The sequence below is a fragment of the Pseudomonas sp. FP2254 genome (genome assembly GCF_030687695.1).
Lineage (GTDB): Bacteria > Pseudomonadota > Gammaproteobacteria > Pseudomonadales > Pseudomonadaceae > Aquipseudomonas > Aquipseudomonas quebecensis.
Genome location: NZ_CP117444.1, coordinates 3,713,769 through 3,728,730, shown reverse-complemented (window position 1 = coordinate 3,728,730; position 14,962 = coordinate 3,713,769). Strand labels below are relative to the sequence as shown.

The window sequence follows — 14,962 nt, the reverse complement described above, 5'->3', positions numbered from 1 at the left end:
GTGTGGCGAGTGCGAGGGGTCTTGCTGTTCCGTCAGTTACGTAAAACAGGGGAACAGTCTAAACCGCTTTGCAGAGGGTTTTAACCCCTGGGCACCGCCGCACGTCGTGTCATCGCTCGACCTGCTTGGAAGAGGTTAGAGCGAGATTCATGCCACTTTGTTTAAATAAATAAATATCCTTTTAAATCAATGACGCTTCCCTACCGCCCGAGCTGGCGCGCAGCGGGCCACGTCAGTTATTTGGCTGCCTGCACGAGCGTATCGTGGTTGATCTGCGCGACGGACGTCACGCCAGTCAAGGTCATGGCTACGCGCATTTCCTTAGCGAAGATATCCAGCAGGTTCTCTACTCCATGCTGCCCGTCGGCGGCCAACGCATAGGAGGGCGCGCGGCCCAGCAGGCACGCCTTGGCGCCGAGGGCGAGCATGCGTACCACGTCGAGGCCGGAGCGGATGCCGGAGTCCACCAGTACCGTCAGGTCATCGCCCACGGCATCGGCAATGGTCGGCAACGCTTTGGCGGTGGACAGCACGCCGTCGAGTTGGCGGCCGCCGTGGTTGGATACCACGATGCCATCGGCACCGAAGCTCACCGCGTCCCGGGCATCCTGGGGGTCGAGGATGCCCTTGATGATCATCGGGCCTTTCCAGAACTCGCGGATCCATTCCAGGTCGCTCCAGCTGATCGATGGGTCGAAATTGCTGGCCAGCCAGCCGATGTAGTCTTCCAGGTGGGTGGGTTTGCCCAGGTACTTGGAGATATTGCCCAGGTCATGGGGGCGGCCCATCAGCCCCACATCGAAGGCCCATTGTGGCTTGGTGACGGCCTGCAGCATGCGCCGCGATGCCGCGAACGGCCCGGACATGCCCGAGTGGGCATCGCGATAACGCGCGCCCGGCGTGGGCATATCCACAGTAAATACCAGCGTGGTGACCCCGGCTGCCTGTGCGCGTTCCAGCGCATTGCGCATAAAACCGCGATCCTTGAGCACATACAGCTGAAACCAGATCGCCTGCGGACTTTGCGAGGCGACTTCTTCAATCGAACACACCGACACCGTCGACAGGCAGAACGGGATGCCCTTGTTGGCCGCCGCCTTGGCCGCCTGCACCTCGCCTCGACGGGCGTACATGCCGGTCAGGCCCACCGGGCTCAGGATCACCGGCATCGCCAGGGTCTGGCCGAGTACGGTGGTGCTGAGGCTGAGGTTGTCCACATTGCGCAGGATGCGCTGGCGCAGGCTGATGTCGGCCAGGTCCGCGCTGTTGGCTCGCAGCGTGTGTTCGGCATAGGCACCGCCGTCTATATAGTCGAATAGAAAACGCGGCAATTTGCGCTGCGCGGCGGCGCGGTAGTCGGAGGCGGACGAAATGATCATCAACAGTCAATCCACAGGGCAAGGTGGCTCCACCATAAGCCAACTTCTGGCATGATAAAAACAACTTTTATTACTGGCTGCCAGTCGCCAAGGGAATACCGATGAACCTCAGAACGTTGCGCGCCTTTGTCGAAGTGGTGCGCCAGGGCGGCTTCTCCCAGGCCGCCGAGGTGGTGTCCCTGACCCAATCCACCGTAAGCAAGGCGGTCAGGACCCTGGAGGAGGAGCTGGGCATGCCGCTGCTCAATCGCCTCGGCCATCGTAACCAACTGACAGCTGCCGGCGAAATTGCCTACCGCCGCGCCCAGGTACTGCTGGCCGAACACAGCGACCTGGTCAGCGAGATCAACGACCTGCGCGGCCTCAAGCGTGGCAGGTTGCGCATCGGCCTTCCCCCGGTGGGCTGCGGCGTGCTGTTTGCAACCATGTTCGCCACCTACCGCAGCCGCTACCCGGACATCGACATCGAACTGACCGAATACGGCAGCAAAAAACTGCGCGAATGCCTGGAAGCGGGGGAGGTGGACCTGGCCGCCTTGCTGCTGCCGGTCGATGACGTGTTCGACTACCAACCAGTGCGTAATGAACCGCTGATCGCGGTGCTGCCGCTCAATCACCCCTTGGCCGGGCGCGAACGCATTGACTTCACCGACCTGGCCGACTCGCCCTTCATTTTGTTCGAAGCTGGCTTCGCCCTGAACGCCAAGATCCTCGCCGCCTGTGAACGCAAAGGCGTTAACCCTCGCGTGACCGCACGCAGCGGGCAGATCGACTTCATCGTCGACCTGGTCGCCGCCGGCCTGGGCGTGGCCTTTCTGCCGCGCATGCTGGCGCACAAGCATCAACACGCCGGCATCGCCTTGATCGCACTGGACGAACCGCACACCGACTGGCACATCGCCCTGGCCTGGCGCGCCAATGCCCACTTGCCACCCGCCGCCCGCGCTTGGCTGGACCTGGCCGCCGAACAGCCACTGGGCAGTGCGCAAAGAATCTAAACGCTCCGTTTACCAGGCAATGCTTGACTTCTCCTTTTCAATCAGTAACATACGGCGCATTCCGCGATAGCTCAGTTGGTAGAGCAAATGACTGTTAATCATTGGGTCCCTGGTTCGAGTCCAGGTCGTGGAGCCAGATAGGGAAAAGCCTGCAGCGATGCAGGCTTTTTTTTGCCTTGGATTTTTCCGGCGGAGTCAAAGCTCACAGCATGAACGCGTCTCTAATCCCGCTATGAATGAACACGGTCTTACGTCCTCGCCACCCCCGGCACATCCATGTTGATCTTGCGCCAGCACGCTTCAGAGAAACTGTAAGCCGAAAAAGCAATCAGCCCCAGGGCCATCACCATCAAGATCAACCACCCAGCGGGTAGGTTCTGGAGCGCATCCAGTGCCTCTTTCATACCGGGTGGGTCCATGGCTTGATAAGTGGAACCGCTGATCGCCAATAACACGGCAATTTCTAAAAACACCACGCCACGGGCGATCAGTCCGAATCGTGAGACGGGGCGCACGTAGCGCATGACATCTTCGTCGGCCTCAAAATATTTTTCGAACGATGCCTTCCAGCCCTTGATGATGTGAGCAATGCCCACTCCGAGCGGAATGAGGGCGATCAGGTACACCAGCATGTTCGAATGTTCCCATGACAACAGATGGGACAGCCAGTCTTTGGCCTGCCCTGTGGAATTGCCCGAGCTTTTAATGCCGCTTATCAGTAGACCCAGCGCAAAAAACGCCAGAGCGCCATTGACCATCCCCCCGGCAAATAAACCGGTTCGAATCACCAGGCCCTTGAATTCCTTGCCGTGATGATCGACGTCGCGGGTAGCCTGCAGCACGCGCCAACACGCGAATGAGAGCAGGCCTGCTACCACAATCCCAATTAAAAAATAGCCGAACGGTTGGCTGAGCACGGCTTCCAGGCTCTTGTGGCTATCCTTGGGTTTGGTCGAATCCTGGGCTGCCAGCAGTGCGAAGATACCGATGATCAGATACAGCACGCCCCGGGCGGCATAGCCTCCTCGAGCAAGTATCACAAGACTGTTTTGCGCTGACATTCGATGGATTCCTGAGATCTGATTCAAGAGCAGACCCTTCTTGCCGGGAGGGGTTCTATCCCGATACGCCCTCAAGCCATCCTTTAAATGCCAGAATCCCCTCACTAGACCGTTCTGGAGAACCCCATGCTTCGCGTATTCGAACAACGGCTCGACCCTTTCCCGCCCGACGAGACTCCCCCGCCTCCGGAAGGCCTGGCGCGATTTTTATGGGCCTGCACCCGTGGTGCCCGTGGTTATATCGTCGTGCTCGCGCTGCTCAGCGCCGGTGTGTCGATTTACGAGGCCTGGCTGTTTTCTTTTCTCGGACAGGTCGTGGACCTGCTGTCGACCTGGCAAGCCGGCGGCGATGCAGCCGGGCAGGAAAGCCGGGTGCTGTGGGGGATTGGTATCGTGCTGGTGACCAGTATCGGCCTGGTTGCGCTGCGCACGATGGTGCAGCACCAGATATTGGCGATCAATCTGCCGTTGCGGCTGCGTTGGGATTTCCATCGACTGATGCTGCGACAGAGCCTTTCCTTTTTCTCCGATGAGTTCTCCGGCCGCGTCACCACTAAGGTAATGCAGACGGCGCTGTCGGTACGCGAGGTGCTGTTCACCCTGATCGAGATGGCGCCTGGAATCGGCGTGTACTTCATCGCGCTTATCACGCTGGCCGGCGGCTTTGATCCCAAATTGATGCTGCCTTTCATTGGCTGGTTGGCGTTATTCGGCCTGGCCATGTGGTACTTCGTGCCACGCCTGGGCAAAGTCGGGCAGGAACAGGCCAATGCGCGGTCATCAATGACCGGGCGCATTTCTGACGCCTACACCAACATCACCACCGTGAAGTTGTTCTCCCACTCAAAGCGTGAGGCGCATTTCGCGCGCGCGGCGATGGAGGATTTCAAGCAGACCGGCTTTCGCCAGATGCGCCTGGTCAGTCAGTTCGAGATCGTCAATCAGGCATTGGTGGTCGCGCTGATCATGGGCGCGGGCGGTTATGCCCTGTGGCTGTGGCACCAAGGCGAAGTCGGCACCGGCGCGGTAGCCGCAATTACCGCCATGGCGCTGCGCGTCAACGGCATGTCGCACTGGATCATGTGGCAGATGACCTCGCTGTTCGAAAATATCGGCACCGTGCAGGATGGCATGCAAACCTTGACCCGCGGGCCCAAGGTGCAGGACGCGCCGGACGCCGCCACGCTGGTCACCAGCGGCGGCGCGGTGACCTTCGACAATGTGAGCTTCAATTACAACGGCGAACGCCAGGTCCTCGATGGCCTGAACCTGAACATCCGCCCAGGCGAAAAGATCGGCCTGGTAGGGCGTTCCGGCGCCGGTAAATCCACGCTCATCAACCTGTTGTTGCGCTTCTACGACGTGGACAAGGGGCAGATCTGCATCGACGGGCAAAATATCGCGCAGGTCACCCAGGACAGCCTGCGCAGCGCTATCGGCATGGTCACCCAGGACACGTCCCTGCTGCACCGCTCGATTCGCGACAACATCGCCTATGGGCGCCCCGACGCGACCGATGAGCAAATCCGCAGTGCTGCAGCCAGTGCCCAGGCCGACGGTTTCATCAGCCAACTGAGCGATAAGCAAGGTCACTCGGGCTACGACACGCTGGTTGGCGAGCGTGGCATCAAGCTGTCCGGCGGCCAGCGTCAACGGGTCGCCATTGCCCGAGTGATGCTCAAGAACGCTCCGATCCTGCTGCTTGACGAGGCCACCAGCGCGCTGGATTCAGAAGTGGAAGTCGCCATCCAGGAAAGCCTCGATGAAATGATGAAGGGCAAGACCGTCATTGCCATCGCCCATCGGCTGTCCACGATTGCGGCCATGGACAGGCTTATCGTCATGGATAACGGCCGTATCATCGAGCAAGGCACCCACGCTGAACTGCTCAGGAAGAACGGCACGTATGCGCGCTTATGGCACCACCAGAGCGGCGGGTTTCTGGGGGAGGATCAGGGGGTGGCCGAGACCACTGAATAGGCCTGTCCAGCACGCCCCTTCCGAAGGGCCGAACGGCCAGCCATCTGCCGCGAAAAATTTTTTTTGGTCGGCGCTTGAAATTTTTCCCCCTGAACCTACTTAGGTTTTACGCGATGCCGAGTACGGGTCGCGTATCAAATCACTTGGAGAAAACTCAGGAGATTTTGCAATGGCTACTACTCTCTCGTTGGCCCCACTGTTCCGCCACTCCGTTGGCTTTGACCGTTTCAACGACCTTTTTGAATCGGCGCTTCGCAGCGAGGCCGGTACCACGTACCCACCCCATAACGTCGAAAAGCACGGTGATGACCACTATCGGATCGTTATCGCAGCTGCCGGCCTGGTGGAGGACGACCTGGAGATCCAGGTAGAAAAAGGTGTGTTGACCGTCGCCGGCGGCAAGCGCGAACACGATGAAAACGTCACCTACCTGCACCAAGGTATCGCCCAGCGCGCGTTCCGCTTGTCGTTCCGCCTGGTCGACCACATCGAAGTGCAGGGCGCGCAGCTCTCCAATGGCTTGTTGAGCATTGATCTGCTCAGAGTCGTGCCGGAGGAAGCCAAGCCTAAGCGTATTGCGATTGGCGGTGCGAGCAAGGCTGACGTGAAGTCGATCAGCGAGCAGTAATACAGCAATGAATAAAGGCGCTCTTCGGAGCGCCTTTATTTTTCGCAACCCACTTCACGCTCAGCGGGCGCCGCGGTAGAGGCCGCGACGTCCCACGTCACCAGCAGTTGGCTGATTGCTGCATCGAGTCTTGCATGGGGCACGTTATCCCGCGCCAGGATCGACACCCCCTGCAAAAAACTGTCAAACACGCTCGCCATCACCGCAGCCTCGGTCGTCTGAGGCAACTCGCCATCACGCACAGCCCGTTCCACACACGCCACAATCCCGGCCCGCGTGCGCAACCTCGACTGGCTAAGCGCATTCGCCACCCGCGCGTTCTCCGGGCTTGGCGCGCTCATCACGCCGAGCGCCACCATGCAGCCCTTGGGGTGGCCGTCTTCGCATTGCATGCGTACCGATTGGCGCAGTGCGGTTTCGATGGCTTGGCGCGGCGACAGGGATTCGTCCCACAGGCATTCGGTAACTTGGGCGTAGGTGGCCAGGTAGCGCTGCACGCACTCCTCGAACAATGCTTCTTTAGAGCCGAAGGCGGCGTAAAAACTGGGCGCGGAAATACCGCCGCCCAGTCCGGCCTTGAGCTGGGCCAGGGAAGTGGCGTCATAGCCGTGCTGCCAGAACAGATGCAGGGCCTGTTCCACGGCCTGTTCACGGTCAAAACTACGCGGGCGGCCTATTTGTGCCATGTGGCGTCTCCTTTGCAAAACGAGATAAATACTAGTCGATACATAAGTCGTTGACAACGCGTTGCGGTCCCCTGCAACATTTGTATCGATCAGTATCTAAATCCGTTCCACAAGGAGTTTCCCGTGACCCCCTCACTGACGTTATCGGCTTCGTCCGACCGCTTGCCCATCGGCGCCCTGCTCGCGCTGGCGATGACCGGTTTCATCTGCATCGTCACCGAAACCCTGCCCGCCGGCCTGTTGCCGTTGATCAGTGACGGCCTGGAGATTTCGCCGTCGATGGCCGGGCAGATGGTCACCGCGTATGCGCTGGGGTCGGTGCTGGCGGTGATCCCCATGACCATTGCCACTCGCGGCTGGCGCCGGCGCAACGTGTTGCTGCTGACCATCGTCGGCTTCCTGCTGTTCAATTCCATCACCGCGTTGTCGTCCCACTATGGCGTAACCCTGGTGGCGCGCTTTTTCGCCGGGGTGGCGGCGGGGCTGGCCTGGAGCCTGCTGGCTGGTTACGCACGGCGCATGGTCGCGCCGCATCAACAGGGCAGGGCGCTGGCGTTGGCGATGGTGGGTACGCCGATTGCGCTGTCGCTGGGTGTGCCGCTGGGCACCTGGCTCGGTGGCCTGGTGGGCTGGCGCACCACCTTCGGGCTGATGTCGGGCGTGAGCCTGGTGCTGATCGGCTGGGTGTTGGTGAAAGTCCCGGACTTTGCGCCGCAGCCCGCGCATCAACGCCGCTCATTGCGCAAGGTATTGACCACGCCGGGCGTACGCCCGGTGCTGGCGGTGGTGATCAGTTGGATGTTGGCCCACAACATTCTGTACACCTACATTGCTCCATTCGTGACGCCGGCGGGCCTGGCCGAGCGCGTGGACCTGGTGCTGCTGGTCTTCGGCATCGCCGCGTTAGCGGGCATTTGGGTCACGGCCAGACTGGTCGAGCCGTTATTACGCAACACTGTGCTGGTGAGCCTGGCGACGTTCGCGGCGGTAAGCGTGCTATTCGGTTTGCTGGGGCATGTGCCGCAGGTGATCTACCTCGGCGTGGCGGTATGGGGCCTGAGCTTCGGCGGTGCCGCGACCTTGCTGCAAACCGCCCTGGCGGATGCGGCGGGGGATGGCGCGGATGTGGCGTTGTCGCTGAACGTGGTGGCGTGGAACAGCGCGATCGCGGGCAGCGGCGTGGCAGGTGGGGTGCTGCTGGACACGTGGGGTGTGGCCGCATTTGCGTGGGCGATGCTGCTATTGGTGGGCGTGGCGTTTGCCATTGCCTGGGCGGCCAGCGCCCATGGCTTCAAGCCGGGCGCGCGGGGTGCGGGAAAACCTACATCGCTCGGGCACTAATCTGACATTCGTTAGTCCATAATCCTCGAAATATCATTCACTTGGCCCCGTACGCGGGGCCTGCCGCGTCACTCTCTTTCGAAGATTCAATCCATGCACCTACGCAAAATTGCAGTTGGGCTATCGGCCTTTGTTTTGTTTTCAGCCGGGGCACAGGCTCGTGGCGCGATAGACCTTTACTCCCCTCAGGAACGGCAATTGTCGTTCGACCACTGCGCCGATGTCTTTCCAGGCGCGACGCCGATCAAAACCGCGACCATCCCCGCCGGCATGAAACCCCTGGCGTTGTGCTCCGACCATTTCGCGGTGCTGTATTCGCAGACCAGCAAGACGCCGCTGGTGGTGGTGGAGCGTCTCAACGCGCGCCAGCTCAAGGACGCGAAAGGCGAAGAACGTACCAACCATTTCTATGCGGACCCGCGCATTCCCAAGGGCGCGCGCGCGGAGCTGAGCGACTACCGTGGCCTGCAACCGGCCATGGATCGCGGCCATCAATCCCCCGCTGCCGATGCACCCGACGCCAAGGCCATGGCCCAGTCGTTTGCGCTGTCGAACATGGTGCCCCAGGACCCCACCAACAACCGCAAGATCTGGAGCAAGGTCGAGGCCGATGTTCGCAAGTTCGCCTTGCGCGCCGGCGGCGACGTGTACGTGTTCACCGGGCCGTTGTTCGACGAGGGCTACGGCACCATCGGTGCCAACCAGGTCTGGGTGCCGACGCGGCTGTTCAAGCTGGTGTACGACGCATCGTCCCAGCGCGCCTGGGCCTACGTGTTGCCCAACGCCGAGACCCGCATTCAAAAGCCCATGGACTACGACGCCTTCGTGAAAAGCACCGGGCTTAAACTGCTGGGTAATCTGCCGGTGTCGGGGTCGGTCGGGCGCACCTGATCAAGCGGCTTACCTGGCTTTTTTCAACGCTTTCAAGCGTTGGGTTGCGCGTTGCACCGCGGCCATTTTTTCGGGGCGTTTCATGCGTTTCCACTTGCGGATCTCGTCCTTGCTGCGCCCGCAGCTGACGCACAGGTCGCCGCTGAGCTGGCAAGTGGAGACGCAGGGGTTTTCGATGTCTTTAGCCAAGATTTCACCTCGCAAAACCGTAAAGGGACGCATCCTGTCAGCGCTATCGCCGCCTCGCTGAAGCTCGACAGCGCCCACAGGTTATACTCACCCGTTCGCAATCACCTCTTCAAACCAACCGAGATACCTCATGAGCACCTCGCTTCCTCTCGCTCCCGCGCGCCGGCCTGTCGCACCGTTGGTAGCCTTTATGATCCTGGTGCTGGGCGCCTTGTTCCTGCAAAGCAGCGTCGGCTCGCGCCAGGTGCTGTTGCTGGTGGTCGGCGCCGCACTGGGCCTGACCCTCTACCACGCTGCTTTCGGTTTCACCTCCGCCTGGCGCGTGTTTATCAATGATCGCCGTGGCGCCGGCCTGCGGGCGCAAATGGTGATGCTGGCGCTGGCGGTGCTGCTGTTTTTCCCGGCGCTGGGGGCGGGCACCTTGTTCGGGCAACCGGTGGTCGGGCTGGTGGCGCCGGCCGGGGTGTCGGTGGTGGTTGGCGCGTTTATTTTCGGCATCGGCATGCAGTTGGGCGGCGGGTGCGCCTCGGGCACGTTGTTCACGGTGGGCGGCGGTAATGCACGCATGCTGGTGACCCTGTTGTTCTTTATCTGCGGCTCGCTGATCGCCACGCACCATGTGGATTGGTGGTTTGCGCTGCCGGCGTTCCCGGCGGTGTCCATCGTCAAAAGCTTCGGCGTAATGCCCGCGCTGCTCGCCAGCCTGGCCATGTTTGCGATCATTGCGGCCGTCACCGTGCGCTTGGAAAAACGCCGTCACGGCCAGCTGGAAGCGGGCGTCACGAGCGAACATCACGGCTTGCGTCGCTTCCTGCGCGGGCCTTGGCCATTGGTGTGGGGCGCGATTGGCCTGGCGCTGCTCAACTACGCCACCTTGGCGCTGGCCGGGCGGCCGTGGGGGATTACGTCGGCATTCGCGCTGTGGGGCGCCAAGGTGGCGAGCGGCTTGGGTGTGGACGTGGCCAGCTGGGCGTTCTGGCAAATGCCGGGCAATGCCAAGGCCCTGGCCGCGCCGGTATGGGAAGACATCACCAGCGTCATGGACATCGGCATCGTCCTCGGTGCGCTGCTGGCTGCCGGCCTGGCCGGGCGTTTTGCCCCCAGCCTGAAGATCCCGGCGCGTTCGCTGCTGGCGGCGGTGATCGGCGGGCTGCTGCTCGGCTACGGGTCGCGCCTGGCGTACGGCTGCAACATCGGCGCCTACTTCAGCGGCATCGCCTCGGGCAGCCTGCATGGCTGGGTGTGGCTGGTGGCGGCGTTTATCGGTAACAGCGTGGGTGTGCGCCTGCGGCCGTTTTTCTTTGCGGGCGAGCGGCCCCAGGTGGCGCTGAGCGGTTGCTGAATCAGTCCTCCGGGCAAACGCTTGGCGCCTGTGCGGCCTCGGCCGCCAGCTTTTCCCGCTCGGCCTTGCTGATATAGCGGTCCTTGCTTTTGGGTGCCAATTTGGCGCTGGCCTTTTTGGCCTTGGCCTTGAACAGCTGTTGCAGTTTTTTCTGGCGATTCATAGGTAGTTACCTGGAGTGTGCAGGCGCGGATGATACCAGCTTCAAAACCCGGCCCCGCTGCCTGGGTCGTTTTTCAGTGCCGATCTGTGCATTGAATCGCCATGCCTTTGGCTAATACTCGGGCCCCGCAACTCCCGAGTATTGAACGCTATAAGGAACACACCATGAGCCTGCACATCCGAACCCAACGCATGACCGTGCCTGAGCTGGTCGCCATGAAAGGCCAGCAGAAAATCGTCTCCCTCACGGCGTACACCAGCGCTATCGCCAAGCTGATCGACCCACTGGTGGACTTCATTCTGGTCGGTGACTCCACGGCCATGGTCGGCTATGGCCGGGCGTCGACCTTGAGCATGCAGCTCGAAGAAATCATCGGCCACACCCGCGCGGTGGTCGACAGCACCCGCCTGGCCTGTGTGATTGCCGACATGCCGTTTGGCAGCTATCAGGAATCCCATGAACAGGCTTTTCGCAATTGTGCCCAGGTGTTGGCGCGCACGGGCTGCGACGCGGTCAAATTGGAGGCCAACCAAGCGTTGGCGGGCACTGTGGCGTTTCTGGTGGCGCGCGGTATTCCGGTGATGGCGCACGTGGGGTTGATGCCTCAGTTCGTCAATGTAATGGGTGGGTTCAAAGCGCAGGGGCTCACGGCGCAAACCGGCGCCGTGATTGCCGAAGACGCCCGCGCCAATCTGGAGGCGGGCGCCTTCAGCCTGCTGCTCGAAGGGGTGGCCGAAGGCGTGGCGCGGCAGATTACCCACGATTCGGACAAGCCCACCATCGGCATCGGCGCTTCACCGGCCTGCGACGGGCAGGTGCTGGTCACCGAGGACCTGTTGGGCCTGGGCGGCGAGCGTCTGCCGCGCTTCGTCAAACAGTACGCCGATGTCGGCGCGGTGATCCGCGAGGCGTGCGGGCAGTTCGCTGACGACGTGCGCCACGGCCGCTTCCCCGAAGCGCGGCACTGCTACGGGCTGTGACGGATCGCCCGGGCCAGCAACTGCACGGCCTGGGCGATGTCCTTGCTCCAGTCGAGGGTGTAGCTCAGGCGCACGTGCTGCGCCCAGCTGCCGTGCAGGCTGAACAACTGGCCTGGGGCGATCACGATGCGTTGAGCCAGCAGGCGCTCGAACACCTGCCGCATGTCCACCGGGCGCCTGGCCTCCAGCCAGAAACTCGCGCCGCCCTGGGGTTCGACCACGTGCCACTCGTCGTGCGTTCCGAGCAGGGCTTTCAGGCGCGTCATCCGTTCCCGCAATGCGGCGCGCAGCGTCACCAAGTGCTGGTCGATGCGCCTGGAGGTGAACAGCTTGGCGATTGCTTTCTGTCGGATGGGCGACAGGCGAAACCCGCGCGCCAGGAACAACCGCTGCAACTGAGACCCTTGCGCGCGACACAGCACATAGCCGTAGGGCGCCTCCGCGCCGATCACCTTGTCGAAGGTCGAGAACACCAACAGCTTCTGCGGGTCGGCAAAGTCGCGGTAGCGGGCGGGGCGCGCCTCGAAATACAGCTCGCCGTAGGTGTCGTTTTCGAAAAGCCAGATATCCTGCTGCGCCAGCCAGGCGCAGATCTGCTGTTTATCCTGCGCCGGCATCACGCCGCCCTGGGGCGCGTTCACGCTGGATGACAGCACGGCCAGGCGGATCGGCTCTCGCTCCAGCAGCGCCTGGAAGGCGGCCAGGTCGAAGCGCCCGTCCGCGCCGAGGGGCATTTCAATCACGCGGATATCCGCCGCCTGCAATTGACGCAGCACCGCCCAGGAACACGGCGATTCCACCACCGCCAGCGTGCCGCGCAACCCCAAAGCGCTGAGCGACAGGTCCAGCACGCTGTGCAGGTCCGAGCCGATATACACCTGTTCGGCTTGCCAATAGTTGTGAGTGGATTGGGTGTAGCGCGCGGCCAGCGCCGCACGCAACTCGGGCTCGCCGAATGGCAGGTACAGAGGGGTGAGGGAGCGTGGGTACTGGCGGGCCAGTTCGCGCTCCATCATCAACAAGGGGTTTTCCAACGACAGCAGCATCGCCGGGGCGTCGCTGCTCAGGGCCAGCATGCCCGGCTGGCGGGCATGGGCGAATACCCGGTCGAGCAAATCAGGCGAACCTTCGCGCGCGAACAGCGCCGGCACGGCCCGAGTGAAATAGCCAAGCTTGGGCCTGGCCTGGACACGTCCCTCGTCCTCCAGCAGCGCGTAGGCGTACTTGGTGGTCGACACCGACACCCCCAGGCGCTGTGCCAACTGGCGCAGGGACGGCAGCTTGCGTTCAGCTGTCGAAGGGCTCGCCTCGATCAACTCGACGAGGTAACGGTACACCGCCTGATAGGCGAAAGAAGCGTCGTCGGCGGTATCCATGAGCCCTCGGGTTAGCCAGGCTGGGCCGCCAAGCTATTACTGATGTTGCGCCCCAGCACCAGCACTGTAACAAAACCGCAGCCCACCAGGGCCGTGGCCAGGCTCAACAGCACCGAGCTGCCCAACTGGTCGACGATGCGCCCGCCGAAGAACGAACCCAAGGCAATGATCACCTGGAACAACGCGACAAACAGCGGCATGCCGCGCTCCACATCCTTGGGTGCGACCACAAACATCCAGATACTGGCACAGGCCGGGAAGGCACCGAAGGCGAAGCCCCACAGCCCGATCAGCATGGCGGCGCCGGTCATACCGGTGGCGAAGTGAGGGAACAGCGCGGTGCTGGTGCCGATCATCAGGGCCACCAGCAACAGGGTGTGACGCACACTGCGGTTGGCGGCGAAACCGGCGAAGATATTGCCGAACACCCCGGCCACGCCGAACAGCAACAGCAGCGAACCAATCGTCGGCCCATCGAAGCCGGAACTGTATTTGAAGAACGGCGCGACATAGGTATAGGCCGCAAAATGCGCCAGGCCGATCAACAGCACCGCGATCAACCCGATCCGCGCCTGTGGGTTGATAAACAACGCCGGCAGGTCACTGATGCGAATGGCCTTTTCCGGGGTGAGGCGGGGCAGCAGGAACACCTGCGCCAGCAGCACCGGAACGCCCAGCAGCGCGGTCACCAGAAAGGTCATGCGCCACCCCATCAGGCCGCTGAGCCAGGTGCCCACGGGCACGCCGAGCACGGTGGCCAGGGTCACGCCCATCATAATGATCGAGGTGGCCTTCGCCACGTCCACGCCCCTGGGCGCCAGGCGCCCACTGAGGGCGATGGCCGTGGCCCAGAAACCGCCGATGCTGATCCCCAGCAAGACACGGCCGAATAACAGCAGGCTGAAATCACTGGCAAAGGCCACGACCGAGTTGGCGATGATCATGATCAGCGTCAGGCCGATCAGCAGGTAGCGTCGGTCCATCGCGCCGATGCTCACCGACAGGAACGGGGCGGCGAGTGCGGCCATGATGCCCGGCAGCGTGACCATCAGCCCGGCGTGGCCGGCGCTGATACCGAGGTCGCCGGCCACGTCGTTGAGCACACCCACCGGCAGAAACTCACTGGTCACCAGGGCGAATGCCCCCACCGCGACCGAGAGAATCGCCAGCCACTGCTGTTTGACGCTTTGTTGATTATGTTCGGGACGGCCGCTGGGGGCCTGAGGGGCGCTTGGCATGGTACTGGGTTCCAAGGGAATGTCGCCTGAGGCCAGGCGAAGGGGAAGAATGGGAGGCGATTATAGGAATCGGGCCTGGCCACCCTATAGGCGAGCGGTTCGATAGTAATCATCAGTGCTATCGATGTGAGGGGGTTGAGCTAGGCGTATGTGATGATCGGTCCCGCGCTGCGCGTTGCAACGATCATTTGATGCATTGTGAGTGAGCAACCTGCGTTGCTTAATTGCGAAACGCGCGCCGCAAAAACTCACTGATCAGCCCCACCACCTGCTGCTGAATTACCGCCCGTGGCCTGGCTCACGTCCCTGGGCCTTTGCCACAACTGCGCGGCGGCGGCGGGGCTGCGGTCTTTGCTGGTGGTCCCAGGATGATTGACCGCCGCCACGATATAGCCCAGCCGCGCCAATGCGCTGGCCAACCACACCTGATTGCGCCAATTGCCGCCGTAACCGTGGGACAGCACCACCAGCGGAGGCTCCCCGGCCACCACCGGCGCGTTCTGCACGGCGAGGGCGCCGACGAACACCGCATTGTCGGCGATCAGCTCGGGCACCGCGCCGGTAGCGGCGGGGTATCAGACAGTCAGTTCCAACGGGCGGTTGTTTTGCACATCGGGCAGGGTTGCGGTCTTGAAGTCGACAGGGCTTTGGGCAGCGAAGGCGGGAGTGGCCAGGGATAGCAGGAGCAGGGTGCGCAGTGCGGTTTTCAT

General features: G+C 62.2%; 14 protein-coding genes, 1 tRNA gene and 1 pseudogene. 8 read left to right on the top strand and 8 right to left on the bottom strand.

Annotated features, from left to right (window positions below; all coding sequences use genetic code 11):
* Nucleotides 1–236: 236 nt before the first annotated feature.
* Nucleotides 237–1,379 carry an FMN-dependent L-lactate dehydrogenase LldD gene (lldD, locus tag PSH94_RS17145; protein WP_266246224.1) on the bottom strand — a complete coding sequence of 381 codons (1,143 nt, stop codon included), beginning with the start codon at nucleotides 1,377–1,379 and terminating at the stop codon, nucleotides 237–239.
* 101 nt (nucleotides 1,380–1,480) lie between these two features.
* On the opposite strand from lldD, the gene PSH94_RS17140 reads away from it, so the two are divergent.
* Together PSH94_RS17140 and PSH94_RS17135 are read left to right on the top strand one after the other, a co-directional pair.
* The gene (locus tag PSH94_RS17140) at nucleotides 1,481–2,377 is read left to right on the top strand and encodes a LysR family transcriptional regulator (RefSeq protein ID WP_181075640.1); all 897 of its coding nucleotides are present in this window, start codon (nucleotides 1,481–1,483) and stop codon (nucleotides 2,375–2,377) included.
* A 60-nt stretch (nucleotides 2,378–2,437) separates the two neighbouring features.
* Nucleotides 2,438–2,513 (top strand) — tRNA-Asn (locus PSH94_RS17135).
* A 112-nt stretch (nucleotides 2,514–2,625) separates the two neighbouring features.
* Here the strand turns inward: PSH94_RS17135 and PSH94_RS17130 are convergent.
* Complete coding sequence (locus PSH94_RS17130; RefSeq protein WP_181075638.1) at nucleotides 2,626–3,438, bottom strand: DUF1206 domain-containing protein; 813 nt, start codon at nucleotides 3,436–3,438, stop codon at nucleotides 2,626–2,628.
* 126 nt (nucleotides 3,439–3,564) lie between these two features.
* Here PSH94_RS17130 and PSH94_RS17125 point away from each other — a divergent pair, with 126 nt between their 5' ends.
* Complete coding sequence (locus tag PSH94_RS17125; RefSeq protein ID WP_305435439.1) at nucleotides 3,565–5,418, top strand: ABC transporter ATP-binding protein; 1,854 nt, start codon at nucleotides 3,565–3,567, stop codon at nucleotides 5,416–5,418.
* A gap of 169 nt (nucleotides 5,419–5,587) precedes the next feature.
* On the top strand, nucleotides 5,588–6,046 hold the full coding sequence (locus tag PSH94_RS17120) for an Hsp20 family protein (protein WP_181075634.1): 459 nt from the start codon (nucleotides 5,588–5,590) through the stop codon (nucleotides 6,044–6,046).
* Nucleotides 6,047–6,081: 35 nt separating this feature from the next.
* On the opposite strand, the gene PSH94_RS17115 is transcribed toward PSH94_RS17120, so the two are convergent.
* Nucleotides 6,082–6,732: a TetR/AcrR family transcriptional regulator gene (locus tag PSH94_RS17115; protein WP_305435437.1), complete on the bottom strand. Its 651-nt coding sequence runs from the start codon at nucleotides 6,730–6,732 to the stop codon at nucleotides 6,082–6,084.
* A 123-nt stretch (nucleotides 6,733–6,855) separates the two neighbouring features.
* Here PSH94_RS17115 and PSH94_RS17110 point away from each other — a divergent pair, with 123 nt between their 5' ends.
* Complete coding sequence (locus PSH94_RS17110) at nucleotides 6,856–8,073, top strand: MFS transporter (protein WP_305435435.1); 1,218 nt, start codon at nucleotides 6,856–6,858, stop codon at nucleotides 8,071–8,073.
* A gap of 93 nt (nucleotides 8,074–8,166) precedes the next feature.
* Complete coding sequence (locus tag PSH94_RS17105; protein ID WP_181075629.1) at nucleotides 8,167–8,964, top strand: DNA/RNA non-specific endonuclease; 798 nt, start codon at nucleotides 8,167–8,169, stop codon at nucleotides 8,962–8,964.
* Between the two features lie 9 nt (nucleotides 8,965–8,973).
* Here the strand turns inward: PSH94_RS17105 and PSH94_RS17100 are convergent, their stop codons facing one another.
* Nucleotides 8,974–9,153: a DUF1289 domain-containing protein gene (locus tag PSH94_RS17100; protein WP_027604002.1), complete on the bottom strand. Its 180-nt coding sequence runs from the start codon at nucleotides 9,151–9,153 to the stop codon at nucleotides 8,974–8,976.
* Between the two features lie 130 nt (nucleotides 9,154–9,283).
* On the opposite strand from PSH94_RS17100, the gene PSH94_RS17095 reads away from it, so the two are divergent.
* Entirely contained in the window at nucleotides 9,284–10,495 is a 1,212-nt protein-coding gene (locus PSH94_RS17095; protein WP_305435431.1) for a YeeE/YedE family protein, read from the top strand.
* 1 nt (nucleotide 10,496) lies between these two features.
* Here the strand turns inward: PSH94_RS17095 and PSH94_RS17090 are convergent, their stop codons facing one another.
* Nucleotides 10,497–10,658 carry a DUF2986 domain-containing protein gene (locus tag PSH94_RS17090; RefSeq protein ID WP_181075625.1) on the bottom strand — a complete coding sequence of 54 codons (162 nt, stop codon included), beginning with the start codon at nucleotides 10,656–10,658 and terminating at the stop codon, nucleotides 10,497–10,499.
* A gap of 164 nt (nucleotides 10,659–10,822) precedes the next feature.
* Between PSH94_RS17090 and panB the strand changes: the two genes are divergently transcribed.
* Nucleotides 10,823–11,638, top strand: coding sequence for a 3-methyl-2-oxobutanoate hydroxymethyltransferase (gene panB, locus PSH94_RS17085; protein ID WP_305435428.1), 816 nt, complete (start codon nucleotides 10,823–10,825; stop codon nucleotides 11,636–11,638).
* Here panB and PSH94_RS17080 read toward each other — a convergent pair.
* The 3 genes and pseudogenes from PSH94_RS17080 to PSH94_RS17070 form a co-directional block, all read right to left on the bottom strand.
* On the bottom strand, nucleotides 11,626–13,014 hold the full coding sequence (locus PSH94_RS17080; protein ID WP_305435426.1) for a PLP-dependent aminotransferase family protein: 1,389 nt from the start codon (nucleotides 13,012–13,014) through the stop codon (nucleotides 11,626–11,628). The two genes, panB and PSH94_RS17080, sit on opposite strands and share 13 nt — an antisense overlap.
* Before the next feature lie 11 nt (nucleotides 13,015–13,025).
* The gene (locus PSH94_RS17075) at nucleotides 13,026–14,252 is read right to left on the bottom strand and encodes an MFS transporter (protein WP_253508639.1); all 1,227 of its coding nucleotides are present in this window, start codon (nucleotides 14,250–14,252) and stop codon (nucleotides 13,026–13,028) included.
* Nucleotides 14,253–14,542: 290 nt separating this feature from the next.
* Nucleotides 14,543–14,962: pseudogene (locus PSH94_RS17070) on the bottom strand (alpha/beta hydrolase family protein); the annotation flags it as partial.

What these genes read in the sequence shown, in the direction of transcription:
- PSH94_RS17140 (WP_181075640.1), top strand. Translation starts at nt 1,481, where the DNA reads ATGAACCTCAGAACGTTGCGCGCCTTTGTCGAAGTGGTGCGCCAGGGC.
- PSH94_RS17130 (WP_181075638.1), bottom strand. Translation starts at nt 3,438, where the DNA reads ATGTCAGCGCAAAACAGTCTTGTGATACTTGCTCGAGGAGGCTATGCC.
- lldD (WP_266246224.1), bottom strand. Translation starts at nt 1,379, where the DNA reads ATGATCATTTCGTCCGCCTCCGACTACCGCGCCGCCGCGCAGCGCAAA.
- PSH94_RS17075 (WP_253508639.1), bottom strand. Translation starts at nt 14,252, where the DNA reads ATGCCAAGCGCCCCTCAGGCCCCCAGCGGCCGTCCCGAACATAATCAA.
- PSH94_RS17090 (WP_181075625.1), bottom strand. Translation starts at nt 10,658, where the DNA reads ATGAATCGCCAGAAAAAACTGCAACAGCTGTTCAAGGCCAAGGCCAAA.
- PSH94_RS17080 (WP_305435426.1), bottom strand. Translation starts at nt 13,014, where the DNA reads ATGGATACCGCCGACGACGCTTCTTTCGCCTATCAGGCGGTGTACCGT.
- PSH94_RS17105 (WP_181075629.1), top strand. Translation starts at nt 8,167, where the DNA reads ATGCACCTACGCAAAATTGCAGTTGGGCTATCGGCCTTTGTTTTGTTT.
- PSH94_RS17120 (WP_181075634.1), top strand. Translation starts at nt 5,588, where the DNA reads ATGGCTACTACTCTCTCGTTGGCCCCACTGTTCCGCCACTCCGTTGGC.
- PSH94_RS17095 (WP_305435431.1), top strand. Translation starts at nt 9,284, where the DNA reads ATGAGCACCTCGCTTCCTCTCGCTCCCGCGCGCCGGCCTGTCGCACCG.
- PSH94_RS17125 (WP_305435439.1), top strand. Translation starts at nt 3,565, where the DNA reads ATGCTTCGCGTATTCGAACAACGGCTCGACCCTTTCCCGCCCGACGAG.
- PSH94_RS17115 (WP_305435437.1), bottom strand. Translation starts at nt 6,732, where the DNA reads ATGGCACAAATAGGCCGCCCGCGTAGTTTTGACCGTGAACAGGCCGTG.
- panB (WP_305435428.1), top strand. Translation starts at nt 10,823, where the DNA reads ATGAGCCTGCACATCCGAACCCAACGCATGACCGTGCCTGAGCTGGTC.